Raw genomic sequence first — 13,126 nt, forward strand, 5'->3', positions numbered from 1 at the left:
TGGCAAAAAATTGACGTATCGTCAAAAATGAAGCGAATAGAACGAAAATCATGGGAGATGGCATGGAGAGGCTAGCCGGCAAGGTTGCCGTCGTAACCGGCGCATCGAAAGGCATGGGGCGGCATTTCGTCGCCGCGCTCGTCGCAGCCGGGGTGAAGGTCGCGTGCCTCGCGCGCCCGTCGGACGAGTTCGACACGCTCGCCGCCGAGTTCGGCGATGCCGTGCTGCCGATCGCTTGCGACGTCGCTTCGTCGGAGGCGGTGAATGCCGCCGTCGCACAGACCGCGGAGCATTTCGGCCGCATCGACGTTGTCGTCGCCAACGCCGCCATCTTCCACCCCTTCGCCTTCGAAGACGGCAGCGACGAAATCATCCGCAGCCATATCGACATCAACATCTTGGGCGTGTCCTGGCTGATCCGCGCCGCGATCCCGCACCTGCGCAAGACCAAGGGCCAGATCGTCGCGATCAGCAGCGAGTCGGTGAACATGCCGTTCCCGATGCTCGCGCTCTACGCCGCGACCAAGGCGGCGATCGAAACGCTGTGCCACGGGCTGCGCGACGAACTGCGCAGCGACGATATCCGCGTCACCGTCCTGCGCTCGGGCTCGGTCAAGGGCGGCTCGGGCGGCAAGAGCTGGTCGCAGGAAACCGTCGCCGCCTTCTACAAGAAGATCGTCGAGACGGGCCATGCGTCGATGACGGGCGAGGGGGCGACCCCCGAATCGATGGCGCAGGCTTTGCTTTCGGTGATCGGCCTGCCCGCCGACATCGGCGTCGACCTGATCGAGGTCCGCGCCGCGCAGGTCGGGGTGCCCGAGGGGGCGAAGGCCATCGCGAGCTAGCGTGGCCGACCGCCGCAACCTTCCCCTCATCATCGGCGCGCTGTGGATCGCCGAGGTCACCGGCTCGTTCGAGACGGCGATGATCCTCGCGGCGCTCAAAAAGCTGATCGAGGATTTCGGCAACCCCGCGATGGTCGGCTGGCTGATCACCGGCTACCTCATCGTCGGCGCCGCGATTGCGGCGATCGTCGGCCGCCTCGGCGACCTGTTCGGGCGGCGACAGATACTCGTAGTGGTGCTGGTCATCGGCGCGGTCGGGTCGCTGATCAGCGCGCTATCGACCAATTTTCCCGTGCTGCTCGCGGGTCGGCTCATGCAGGGCGTCACCGGCGCGATCCTGCCGCTCTGCATCGGGCTCGTCCACGAAAATGCGGGCAAGGAGCGCGCGCCGATGGCGATCGGGCTGATGATCTCAGGCGCGTCGATCGGCACCGCGGCGGGGCTCGTCGTCGGGGGTATGATCGTCGACAATTTCAGCTGGCACGGCGTCTTCTTCGCCAGCGCGGGTCTTTGCGCCGTCTCGGCGGTCGCGATCGGCGGGCTGCTTCCGCGCTCGCCGCGCCAGCCCGCAAGCGAGCCGGTCGACTGGCTCTCGGGCCTCGCTTTCGCTCCCGGCGTCGCGCTCGTCCTCGTCTATTTCTCCATGGGCAAGGATTGGGGCTGGGCCGCCCCGCTGCTGCTCGCCGCGCTCGGCCTCGGCGTGCTCCTCACCCTCTGGTGGTGGCGCGCCAGCCTCGCTAGCCAGAACCCGCTGATCGCGGTGCGCAGCTTCTCCGACCGCACCATCGCGATCGGCAGCGCGGTCACCGCGCTCGTCGCGATGAGCGCGCTCCAGATCACCGTCTTCTTCTCGCTGATGATGCAGGCGCCGCTGTGGACGCTCGCGGGTCTCGGCTTCACCGCGACGCTCGCGGGGATCGCCAAGCTGCCCTCGAACCTCAGTTCGGTCTTCGCCGGCCCGCTCGGCGGCTGGCTTGCGGCGCGCGGGGGAGGGCGCTTCGCGCTTATCGCGGGCGGGGCTGTCACCGTTGCCGGCTGGCTGCTCTGGTTCGTCATGGACGTCGACAGCTTTCCCAAGGTGGTCGCGCAGCTCATCGTCATCAGCTTCGGCACCACGATGCTCTTTTCGGTCGCGCCGACGATCATCGCGCAGGCCTCGCCGCCCGAGCGGATCAGCGAAATCTCCGGCCTGCTCACCGTCATCCGCCAGCTCTTCATGGGCATCGGCGCGCAGATGGTGACGACCTTGCTCGCCGCCGACATCGTGCGCCGCGGCGACGAAAGCTATCCGTCGCCCTTCGCCTACGACATCACCGTCGCCGTCATCGCCGCGCTCTGCACCGCTGCCGTGCTGACCGCGCTCGCATTGCCGCGCCAATATAAATCGCAGGAACCATCATGAGACCGCTTCCCGAACTCACCCCCGAAAACACCGCCTTCTGGACCGGCGGCGCCGGGGGGAAATTGATGATCGCCTTCTGCACCGACTGTGCGCATGCGATCCACCCGCCGCAGCTGATCTGCCCGAAATGCTGGAACGAGGCAGTCGAGACCAAAGCCGTTCCCGGTACCGGCACGGTCTACACCTATACCGTCAACCACCAGCCATGGGCGCCCGGCTTGGCGGTACCCTTCGCGCTCGCCGTCGTCGATCTCGACGGCGCGCCCGGCGTGCGCGTCACCGCCAAGGTGGTGAACGCCGATCCGGAAAGCGTCACCATTGGCCAGAAGATGAAAGTCGGTTTCCTCAACATCGACGATGTCTGGTTCCCGCAGTGGGAGCCCGCGCAATGACCCTGAACGCCGCCATCACCGGCGTCGGCATGTCCGACATCGGCCGCAAGACGGGTCGTCCCGCGATGATCCACCTCGCCGAAGCCGCGCGCCGCGCGCTCAAATGCGCGGGGCTGACGCGGGACGATATCGACGGCATCTCGACCTATCCGGGCAAGGCCGACAATTCGCCGGGCATGTCGCCGCTCGGCACCGGCGAAGTTCGCAACGCGCTCGGGCTCAAGACGCGCTGGCATAGCGCGGTACCCGATGGCCCGTCACAGATGGCCCCGATACAAGTGGCGGCGATGGCGGTCGCGACGGGGCAGGCGCGCCATGTCCTCTGCTTCCGCGCCCTCACCGAAAGCTCGTCGCAGACCGCGACGCAGCGCGCGAGCATCCCCGGCGCGGGCCGCGCGCGGCTCGGCGGCTGGTACTCCTACCTCGTCCCCGCCAATGCCATGTCGGCGTCGAACTGGGCGGGCTGGATGGCGCAGCGCTATTTCCACGAGTATGGCATGACGCGCGAGCATTTGGGGTTGGTCGCGACCGGCCAGCGTGCCTTTGCGCAGCTTAACCCCTCGGCGGTCATGCGCACGCCGCTGACGATGGACGATTATCTCGGCGCGCGCATGATCTCGTCGCCGCTCGGGCTGTTCGACTGCGACGTGCCGATCGACGGCGCCTGCGTCGTGATCGTCTCGGCCGCCGACGCAGCGAAGGATTGCGCGCAGGTGCCGCTGACGATCGAAGCGATGGGCGCCGCGCTCGGCTCGCAGGAGACCTGGGACCAGCGCCCCGACCTCACCACCATGGGCGCGCATGACAGCGCCGCCGACATGTGGAAACGCACCGGCCTCAAGCCCGCCGACGTCGATGTCCTCGGCCTCTACGACGGCTTCAGCATCTTCGTGCCCTTCTGGCTCGAAGCCATGGGCTTCTGCGGCCATGGCGAGGCGAAGGACTTCATCGCCGAGGGCAATATCGGTCCCGGCGGACGCTTTCCGGTGAACACCGGCGGCGGGCAATTGTCGGGCGGGCGGCTCCACGGTTTCGGCCTGCTCCACGAGGTTTGCACCCAGCTGTGGGGGCAGGCCGGCGGGCGTCAGGTGGATGGGGCGACGGTCGGCGCGTGCGGGATGGGCGGCGGCTTTATCGCGGGATCGATGCTGCTGCAGCGGGACTAGAGATCGATCCAACTGCGTTGGTTCGATGCGGTTGCCGACGCCTCGACGACCTCCTGCACATGCAGGGCCTGCGCGAAGTCGGGTGCCGCCGCTCCTACGCCGCCGATGGCATCGCGCATTTTCGCGAAGATCGACGCCAGCGCCAGCAAACCCGTCTCAGGCCGATCTGCTACGGCGCAGCATCCCGGCACCGCCAGATATTCGGGCTGGATCGCGATCTCGCCCATCGCGGCGCTGCCCAGCGCCGGATTCTGCGTTCCGAATAGCTGCGTATCGTGCGCCATCGGAAACACCGGCGCGCGCGCTTCGAGCCGCCCCTTCGATCCCCAGACCGAAAAGCAAAAGCCGTCGCCGCCGATCTTGCACCAGTTCGCCTCCAGCCGCGTCGGCAGCCCCGAAGCATGACGCAGCAACAGCGATGCCCGGTCGGGAACCGCCGGACGGATCGTTTCGCCCTCCAGCGGCCACGCTTTCAGCGCCAACGACTGGTCGGCGGTCACCGAAGCCACCCGCCCGAAAAAATGCACCAGCAGGTGCAGCATATGGCTGCCCAGATTGCGCCCCGCGCTCGCGCCGTTCGCCGGATCGGCGAACCAGACATAGCCCGGCACATTCGTCTGCGCCGCGCTGAACAAGGGTACTTCGAACGCGACATCGGCGCCGAAGACCTCGCCGAGCCAGCCGGCGTCAATCATTGCCTTCATCTGCACCATCGGCGGCACGGCCTGCATGAAGGCGTCGACCACCGCCACGGTCCCGGCCGAGCGCCATGCGGCGTGCATCGCCCGCGCATCGGCCAGATCCTTGGCGAAAGGAATGCCGTTATAGACATGCTTGCCGGCACCGAGCGCCGCCATCACCATGGCGTAGCGCAGCGGCGGACGCGTGCCGCAATCGACGATATCGATCTCGGGATCGGCGGCCATCGCGCGGAAATCGTGAAAGGCGCGCGCGACCTTGAAGTCGTCGGCCGCCTTCGCCGCGGTCTCGGGCCGCGAGGTGCAGATCGCGGTGACCTCGACCCCGTCGAGGCTACGCCAGGCGGGCAAATGCGCCTTGGCGCCCCAAGCGGCGCTGATGATGCCGACGCGAAGGGGAGGGGACATGGCGGCCTCCGCGCTCAGGCGATTGCCTTGCGGTTCTTCAGATCCTCGATGCGATCCCAGTCTAGCCCCAGTTCCATCAGGAAGAGTTCGGTATGCTCGGACGCTTCGGGCGCGCGGGTGTTCTCGACCCCCGCATGGTTGAACTGCACCGGGTTCGCGACGAGGCGGATCGGCGCACCGCCGTCGGCGGATTCGACCTCGAAAATCAGGTCGTTCGCCAGCACCTGCTCGTCGCTCGCGACATCGTGCACCGACTGATAGGCCGCCCATTGCCCCTTCATGGACTTCAGATGCTGGCACCAGTAATCGAAGCTCTGCGCCGCGATTGCCGCCTTGACCAGCGGATAGGCGTCCGCTGCATTGGCCATGATCGCCTCGGCGGTCGAGAAACGCTCATCCTGTGCGGCCTCGGGAATGCCGAGGTGCCCGAACACATCGTCGATATAGGGGCCGGGCGACAGCACGGTCAGGTTGATGAACTTGCCGTCCGAGGTCTTGAACACCCCCATGAAGGGATTGGTGCCGACCGACTGGCCGCCGCCGGGCATCAGATTCTCGAACGGATCCTTGTCCAGTTCCATCGCGACGTCGACCGAACAGGCGGTCGCCCAGATGCCCGACGACAGCAGCGAGACATCGACCTCGGTCGCCTCGCCGGTGCGTTCGCGGTGGAACAGCGCCGCGGCGATGCCGCCCGCGATGTTCATGCCGCCGATCGTGTCGCCATAGGCTGGCCCCGGCTGCGTCAGCGGGCCGTCGAGCGCCTTGGGCGTCACCAGCACAGCCGATCCGCCGCGTGCCCAATAGGCCGTGCTGTCGAAGCCGCCCTTGTCGCGCTCGGGCCCCTTGTCGCCAAAGGCGCTGCCGCGGACATAGATGATGTCGGGGTTCGCCGCGCGGATATGCTCGATGTCGATCTTCAATTTCTGCCGCGCCGAGGGCAGGTAATTGGTCAGGAAGACGTCGGCGGTCTTTGCGATCTCATAGAGCAGTTCGCGGCCTTCCTCGGTCGAGATATCGATTCCGACGCTGCGCTTGCCCCGGTTCGGATGCTGCATCAGCGACGAGCGCTGCGGGTTGACCGCGAGCCGCTGCAGCATCTGGATGCCGCGTTGCGCATCGCCGCGCACCGGATGCTCGATCTTGATCACATCGGCGCCCCAGTCGGTCATCACGCCGCCCGCGGCGGGCACGAAAGTGAATTGCGCAACCTCGAGGACGCGGATGCCCTCCATGACCTTTGTCATCGCCGTGTCTCTCCCTTTTGGCTCTTATTCAGCGTGAAAGCTGATCACCTTTTGATAGGTGAATTCGTTGAGGCCATCCTCGCCATATTCGCGGCCGTAGCCCGAGCGCTTGATCCCTCCGAAAGGCGCGTCGGACTGCATCGTGCCCGCGCCGCCGTTGATCGACACCCCGCCGGTGCGGATCTTGAGCGCCATGCGATAGGCTTCGCCGGCATCGGCCGAGTAGATCGCGCCCGACAGGCCAAAATCGCTGTCGTTCGCCATCGCGATAGCCTCGGCATCGTCGTCGAAGCCGATGACCGCGCCGATCGGCCCGAACACTTCTTCCTGCGCGATCCGGCTGTCGTTCTTCACATTGTCGAACAGGGTCGGCTCGTAATAATAGCCCTTGTCGAGCCCCTCGGGCCGCTTGCCGCCCGCGACGAGCGTCGCGCCCTCGTCCTGCGCGATCGCGACATAATCCTCGGTGCGCCGCCTCGCGACTTCGCGGATCAGCGGGCCGTAATTGACGCTGGGGTCAATGGGATTGCCGATCTTGAGATGGCCGAGCATCGCTTTCATCGCCTTGACGAACTGCGGGCGGACGCTGTTGTGAACGAGGTGCCGCGTGGTGAGTGCGCAGCCCTGGCCGCCATGCGTGGTAAAGCCCATGATCCCCGCCGCTGCGGCCTTGGCGATGTCGGCGTCGGCGCGCACGATCAGCGCCGACTTGCCGCCGAGCTCCATCACGATGCGCTTCAGCGTCGGCGCCGCCTGCGCCTGGATCATCGATCCGACCTTGTCGGACCCGGTGAAGTGGACAAGGTCAACGCGCGGATCGGTCGTCAGCAACTGGCCCGTCGCGATATCGCCGGTGACGATGCTCAGCACGCCCTTGGGCAGCCCGACCTCGTCGGCGATCTCGCCGAGGATCAACGCCTGCATCGGCGTATAGGGCGAGGGCTTGAGCACCACGGTGCAGCCGACCGCGAGTGCGGGGATCACCTTGCCGATATTGAGGAAGAAGGGGAAGTTGTACGGCGAGATCGCCGCGACCACACCCACGGGCTCGCGGCTCACCACCCCGGTGCCCAGCGTCGTGCGGCCGAGCGCATTGGGGGTCAGCTCAACCGGCAGCGACGACACCGCGGGGCGCGAGGCGACCTCCACGGTCCGCCGCGCGTGCTTCATCGGGATACCGTACTGCAGGAATTCCGCGAGCATCCGCGTCGCGCCAGCCTCCGCCACGATCATGTCGACGATCTCGCCCTTGCGCGCGTCGAGCGCGTTCAGGAAGCGCGTCAGCACCGCCTGCCGCTCGGTCACGAGCATATAGGCCCAATCGCCCTGGTCGAACGCCGTCCGCGCCGCGCCGATCGCCGCGTCGACTTGCGCTGCGCTGCCGACGGGGGCCTCGATCAGCAGGCTTTCGTCGGCGGGGTTGATCACCGCCTCGCGTTGGTCGGTCTTCTGCCATTCGCCGCCGACATAAATGGCGTCGTCATATTTCAAGAAAGCCATGTTGTTATCCTTATGAAACGGCTTTGGCGTCCCAGACGATCGGCAGGTTGCGGATCGACAGCAGTCCCGGGATCACCGTGGTATCGGCGCCGGGTTTCAGGCGGAAGGGCGGCACCCGCGACAGCCATTCGGCGAGCAGCACGCGCAGCTCGCGCCGCGCCAGATGCGCGCCGAGGCAGATATGGACCCCGCCGATCAGCGTGAAATGGCGGTTGTTCTTGCGCTCGGGGTCGAAATCGCGCGGGCAGGTGAACTGCTTTTCGTCGAAATTGCCCGAACTGTTGATGCAGGCGATCCAGTCGCCTTCCTTCAGCTCGACGCCGTGCCAGGTGAAGTCCTTTTTGATCCGCCGCCCGCTGTTGACGAGCGGCTGGACGCGCAAAAATTCCTCGACCGCGCTGTTGATGATCTCCGGATTGGCGCGGATGTGCGCCTGGAGTTCAGTGTCGAGCGCCATGCGGCGGAACATCTGGCTGATCGTCGACGCGACGGTGTCGAGCCCGCCGAGCCACAGGAACCAGGTCATGCCGATCGTCTCGTCGGGGGTCAGCGGCTGGCCGTCCATCTGGCCATTGGCGATATAGCTGCCCAAAGTCTCGTCGGGGTTCGCCTGCTTTTCGGCGATGAAGCCGCGCAGATAGGCGAGGATGCCCTTCACCGCCTCGGCCTTCGCGCCGATGTCGGGGTTGTGCAGGATCGCATATTCCCATTCGAGGAACTGGTCGAACATGCTGAAGGGGAAACCCATCAGGTTCAGGAACACCCGCACCGGATAGATGCGCCCGAAGTCATAGGCGATGTCGACCTCGCCATCCCCCACCACCGCATCGATCATCTCGGTCACGATCGCGCGGATCTTGGGCTCCATGTCGTTCATCGCCACGGGCGTGAACCAGGGGTTCAGGAACTTGCGGTAGCGGCCATGGTCGGGCGGATCGATGCCGAGCGGGATCGACGGAAAGGTCTCGCCCGCCAGCGCTTGGAACTGCGCCGCACCCTCGGTCGAGAATATCTCGTTGTCCTCATAGACGCGGCGGATGTCCTCATAATGCGACACTGTCCACGCGCCATGCTGGCGCCCGCTCGTCGGCCAGGGATAGTATAGGATGCGCGGTACCTCGGGGTCGCGCATCACGTCCGACGGCGCATAAGGGTCGGGCAGGTCATAGGCGATCTGCCCCTGCGCAAAGCGCGTGTCGAGCACCCGATCGGGCGGTACATGCGCGGGCACCGGCGGAGCGTCCGCCGGGGCATGCGCGATCGGACAGCGGGAGAGCGTCGTCTCGGTCATCGGTCGTCCTCCGCTCAGGCCGAGGCGAACATGCGTTCGATGTCGCCCGACGTCACCGGTCGCCGCGCCTTGCCGATCGCGTCCATGCTGTCGGTCTTGAGCCCGCCGAGATTGTGCCGGGGGCTGACATCGACGTCCTTGCCCAGTTCGCGCAGGTGCCCGACGGTGCAATTCTCGCGCCCGCCGTTGAGCGCGAAAGCGTCGAAGCTATATTCGCGCATCACATTGAGGTGGGTGATCTTGTCGATGATGGTCTTGTCGAGCCCGTTGACCGACGCCCACAGATACTCGGGGACATTGGGCCACACCGTATCCGAATGCGGATAATCGCATTCATAGGCGACCATGTCGGTGTTCATATAATCGAGGTTCTTCACCCCAAACTGATCGTCGATGAAGCAGCATATGATGTGCCGCTTGAACAGGTCCGACGGCCGTTCGCCATTGAAGTCGGTGAAGGTCCATTCGTGATGATGCTCGTGCGTGAAGTCGGCGCGTTCGAGGAAATAGGGAATCCAGCCGATGCCGCCTTCGCTCAGCGCCATGCGCAGGTCGGGATAGCGCTGCCAGAATTTGGCGAACGTCCAGTCAGCAGCTGAATTGGCGATCGAGATCGGCATCGCGGTGATCCACGCGTCGATCGGGCTTTCGCTCGACGGATGCAGCGCGCGCGCGCCGGTGCCGATATGGCAATTGATGACCATCTTGTAGTCGGAACAAGCCTTCCAGAACGGCTCCCAATATTCATTATGGATGCTTGGCAGCCCGATGTTGGCCGGATTGTCCGAGAAGCTGACCGCATGGACGCCAAGGTCGCTCATCCGCTTCAGCTCGGCGAGCGTGTCGTCCATGTTCCACATCGGAATGAGGCACATCGGAATGAAGCGGCCGGGGGCCGCGGCGCACCATTCCTGCACATGCCAGTCATTCCACGCGCGGCAGGCGAGCAGCGCCTCCTCGGGATCCTTCTGCGCCATGGTGACGAAGGTGCCGCCGGCAAAGCTCGGCATCGTCGGGAAGTTCAGCGACGCGAGTACGCCATTGGCGTTCATGTCGTCGACGCGCAGCTTTGGGTCATAGGTTCCGGGGCGGAGCTGCTCGAAGGCACTCGGCTCCATGCCATATTCGCTGCGCGGGCGGCCGACGACGGCGTTGAGGCCGATGGTGGGGAAGCGCTGGCCGTTCCACGACCAGATGTCCTTGCCATTGTCCTGGACGATGCGCGGCGCGCGGTCCTTCTTCCCCTCGGGATAGTGGCGGATGAAGGCCTCGGGCGGCTCGACCGCATGATCGTCGACGCTGATGATCACCATGTCGTCCATCTGCATGGCGACTCTCCTCTCAATGGTTTGTTGTTGGCCTCATCATCGCAAAAATTGACGATGTGTCAACTCTTGGCTTATGACATAGTTAAATAAGTGGGAGGTGCTGATGGTCGCGCGAACGCTGCCGGTTATCGACCGGGACAATGAAGCCTATTGGACCTGGGGCCGCGAAGGGAAGCTCGCGATCCATCGCTGCGCGTCCTGCGAATATTTCGTCCATCCGCCGGTACCCTTCTGCCCGCGCTGCGAGAGCCGCGACGTGGCGCCGCAGGCGGTGTCGGGGCGGGGCAGGGTGGTGACCTTCACCATCAACCACAAGGCGTGGGTGCCGGATCTCTCCGATCCCTATGTGCTCGCGCTCGTCGCCATCGCGGAACAGGACGATGTCCGCATCCCCTGCAACATCGTCGAATGCGACGTCGACAAGGTGGATTTCAACATGGAGGTCGAGGTCGTCTTCGAACAGGCGGAAGACCTCTGGGTTCCGCTCTTCCGCCCGGTGACGGCATGACGCGTTTCGCCGAAAAGAATAGCGCGATCACCGGGGTCGGCATGTCCGACGTCTCGCGCGGCGCCGACAAGTCCCCGCTCGCGCTCACCGTCGACGCCGCGCTCGAAGCCATCGCCGACGCCGGCCTCACCCGCGCCGACATCGACGGCATCGCGACCTGGCCCGGCGAGCGCGCCGATGGCTCGGGCTTCTCGCCCGTCGGCTGCGCGGCCTTGCAGGATGCGTTGCGGCTCGAGGTCGGTTGGTACGGCGGCGGCGGCGAGGCGCCCGGCCAATATGGCGCGGTCTTCAACGCGATCGGCGCGATCGCCGCCGGGCTCTGCCGCAACGTCCTCATTTTCCGCACCATGTACGAAGCAACGGCACGCAAGACGGCCTATGCCAATTCGCTGCTCCGCGAAGGTCAGCGGCAGGCCGGGCCCTTTTCCTGGTACACCCCCTATTACACCTATGCCGCCGCGCTCCAGCAGGCGCTCTTCTTCAACCTCTATGTCCACAAGAGCGGCATCCGACCCGACCAGGTGGGCCAAATCGCGGTCAACCAGCGCCGCAACGCCGCGCTCAACCCCAAGGCGATCTACAAGACGCCGATCACCATCGACGATTATCTCGCCTCGCCGCTGATCGCGACGCCGCTGCGCCTCTACGACTGCGACGTGCCGATCGATGGCGCCGCCGCGATCATCGTCTCGCGCATGGATGTCGCGCGGACCTTGCGGAACCCGCCGATCCGGATCGAGGCGATCGGCTCGTCGATGCGCTACCGCAACAGCTGGACCCAACTCGCCGAACTCGACACGCAGGCGCAGCCGAAGGTTGCCGAGATGATGTGGTCGCGCACCGACCTCAAGCCCGCCGACGTCGACATCGCCCAGCTCTACGACGGCTTCAGCTTCCACACGATCAACTGGCTCGAAAATTTCGGCTTCTGCGAGCTTCATGGTGCCAAGGACTTTATCGACGGCGGGCACCGCATCGCGCTCGATGGCGATCTGCCCGTCAACACCGGCGGTGGCGCCATGTCGGGCGGTCGCCTCCACGCCTATGGCGCCGTCCATGAAGCCTGCACGCAACTCTGGGGCCGGGCGGAGGCGCGGCAGGTGAAGGGCGATCCGCAAGTCTGCGCCACCTCGACTTCGGGCGGCCCGCTCGCCGGAGCCATGCTGCTCGTCCGCGATTAGGCTTGCCAGACGATCTTGCCGCCGATCAGGGTCAGGCCAACGCGTCCCAGTGCGGCGGGGTCATCGGGCCAATCGTAAAGGATGAGATCGGCGGCGGCGCCGACCGCCAGCGGTCCGGCCTGATAGAGCGCCAGCGCCGCTGCCCGGTCGATGGCTTCGTCCGCGCCAATGATTCTGCCGCCGCGGGTCAAACGGTCGGTGGCGGCGCGCAGCGCGATCCACGGATTGGCATCGCCATAAGGCGCATCGGATCCCGCGCGCACCTCGATGCCCCCGCGCTGCAGGGACCCTAGCCGGTACAGATCGCAAAGTTCATGGGGGTCGAGCTGTTCGAGATAGCGGTCGCCGCGGTCGTGGATGAAATTTGGCTGGGTGACGACGATCAGGCCCGCCGCGGCAATGTCGGCAATCAGGCTTGCGGCGATCATCCCGCCATGCTCGATCCGGTCGCCGGGACACGCACCGCCCGCCATCGCGAGCGCTTCGAGATAGAAGAGCAGTTCGCCCAACGTCACGCAATGCGCCGCGACCGCGCGGCCCAGCGCGCGCGCCGAAGCGATCCGCGATGCCACCGTCGCGACCGGTGGCAGGTCGTCTTCGTCGAGCAGCAGCTTGACCGCGCCCAGCACATAGCCATCGCCCGGTGGCAGCGCCTCGGTCCCCATGATCGTCAGTCGCTGCGGCATCGCACCGGCAAGAATCGCGGCTTCTTCGGCGCCGTTGGCCGCGCCCGCGTCGGTCACGCCGGTCACGCCCCATCGCGCCAGCCGGTCGCCCAACGCCGCCAGCGACGGCGGCGAACCCCCGATCCGTTCGCGCAGCCACGCATCGCCGCGCCGGATACGCCCGTTCGCGCGCCCATCGGCATCGCATTCGACGCAGGGAGGAAACGGCGCTTCGCCGAGCTTCGCCAGACCGGCACTGTTGAGGATCCAGTAGCCGCCGGTGCGGTCCTGCAGCCGCAGCGGCCGATCGGGTAGCCATGTGTCGAGCCGCACGCGATCGGGCAATCCTGCGGCCCGCTCGTCATAGCCGATCGCGCGCACCCATTCGCCCGGCGGCCCCGCTCCGGCCCGCAGGCGCGCGATTATGGTATCGGTGTCGCGGGCGCCGGCAAGGTCCACCGACTCCATGCGCGCTGCAGTCGCCAACAGGTGCAG

At 66.0% G+C, this 13,126-nt stretch carries 12 protein-coding genes; 6 read left to right on the plus strand and 6 right to left on the minus strand.

The genetic code is table 11. From position 1 onward, the window contains the following. Nucleotides 1-62: 62 nt before the first annotated feature. From V6U71_RS09405 to V6U71_RS09420, 4 genes are read left to right on the plus strand one after another with little or no spacing between them, the layout of a single operon-like run. The gene (locus tag V6U71_RS09405) at nucleotides 63-845 is read left to right on the plus strand and encodes an SDR family oxidoreductase (protein ID WP_411342001.1); all 783 of its coding nucleotides are present in this window, start codon (nucleotides 63-65) and stop codon (nucleotides 843-845) included. 1 nt (nucleotide 846) lies between these two features. Then, nucleotides 847-2,247 carry an MFS transporter gene (locus tag V6U71_RS09410; protein ID WP_411342002.1) on the plus strand — a complete coding sequence of 467 codons (1,401 nt, stop codon included), beginning with the start codon at nucleotides 847-849 and terminating at the stop codon, nucleotides 2,245-2,247. Further along, entirely contained in the window at nucleotides 2,244-2,639 is a 396-nt protein-coding gene (locus V6U71_RS09415; protein ID WP_411342003.1) for a Zn-ribbon domain-containing OB-fold protein, read from the plus strand. The genes V6U71_RS09410 and V6U71_RS09415 overlap by 4 nt, the downstream gene beginning before the upstream one ends. Next, a complete protein-coding gene (locus V6U71_RS09420; protein ID WP_411342004.1) occupies nucleotides 2,636-3,805 on the plus strand; it encodes a thiolase family protein in 1,170 nt (389 codons plus the stop codon). Before V6U71_RS09415 ends, V6U71_RS09420 begins: the two co-directional genes overlap by 4 nt. On the opposite strand, the gene V6U71_RS09425 is transcribed toward V6U71_RS09420, so the two are convergent. From V6U71_RS09425 to V6U71_RS09445, 5 genes are read right to left on the minus strand one after another with little or no spacing between them, the layout of a single operon-like run. Continuing rightward, complete coding sequence (locus V6U71_RS09425) at nucleotides 3,802-4,911, minus strand: Gfo/Idh/MocA family protein (RefSeq protein WP_411342005.1); 1,110 nt, start codon at nucleotides 4,909-4,911, stop codon at nucleotides 3,802-3,804. The two genes, V6U71_RS09420 and V6U71_RS09425, sit on opposite strands and share 4 nt — an antisense overlap. Before the next feature lie 14 nt (nucleotides 4,912-4,925). Next, nucleotides 4,926-6,158 (minus strand): CaiB/BaiF CoA transferase family protein, encoded by a 1,233-nt coding sequence (locus V6U71_RS09430; RefSeq protein WP_411342006.1) that lies wholly within the window; start codon nucleotides 6,156-6,158, stop codon nucleotides 4,926-4,928. Nucleotides 6,159-6,182: 24 nt separating this feature from the next. After that, the gene (locus V6U71_RS09435; RefSeq protein WP_411342007.1) at nucleotides 6,183-7,658 is read right to left on the minus strand and encodes an aldehyde dehydrogenase family protein; all 1,476 of its coding nucleotides are present in this window, start codon (nucleotides 7,656-7,658) and stop codon (nucleotides 6,183-6,185) included. A 10-nt stretch (nucleotides 7,659-7,668) separates the two neighbouring features. Further along, nucleotides 7,669-8,949: a cytochrome P450 gene (locus V6U71_RS09440; protein ID WP_411342008.1), complete on the minus strand. Its 1,281-nt coding sequence runs from the start codon at nucleotides 8,947-8,949 to the stop codon at nucleotides 7,669-7,671. 14 nt (nucleotides 8,950-8,963) lie between these two features. Continuing rightward, entirely contained in the window at nucleotides 8,964-10,277 is a 1,314-nt protein-coding gene (locus V6U71_RS09445; RefSeq protein WP_411342009.1) for an amidohydrolase family protein, read from the minus strand. Between the two features lie 103 nt (nucleotides 10,278-10,380). On the opposite strand from V6U71_RS09445, the gene V6U71_RS09450 reads away from it, so the two are divergent. Next, nucleotides 10,381-10,785 (plus strand): Zn-ribbon domain-containing OB-fold protein, encoded by a 405-nt coding sequence (locus tag V6U71_RS09450; protein WP_411342010.1) that lies wholly within the window; start codon nucleotides 10,381-10,383, stop codon nucleotides 10,783-10,785. After that, a complete protein-coding gene (locus V6U71_RS09455) occupies nucleotides 10,782-11,966 on the plus strand; it encodes a thiolase family protein (protein ID WP_411342011.1) in 1,185 nt (394 codons plus the stop codon). Before V6U71_RS09450 ends, V6U71_RS09455 begins: the two co-directional genes overlap by 4 nt. On the opposite strand, the gene V6U71_RS09460 is transcribed toward V6U71_RS09455, so the two are convergent. Next, the gene (locus V6U71_RS09460; RefSeq protein WP_411342012.1) at nucleotides 11,963-13,117 is read right to left on the minus strand and encodes an amidohydrolase family protein; all 1,155 of its coding nucleotides are present in this window, start codon (nucleotides 13,115-13,117) and stop codon (nucleotides 11,963-11,965) included. The two genes, V6U71_RS09455 and V6U71_RS09460, sit on opposite strands and share 4 nt — an antisense overlap. Nucleotides 13,118-13,126 lie beyond the last annotated feature (9 nt).

Source organism: Sphingopyxis sp. J-6, assembly GCF_046603995.1.
Classification (GTDB): domain Bacteria; phylum Pseudomonadota; class Alphaproteobacteria; order Sphingomonadales; family Sphingomonadaceae; genus Sphingopyxis.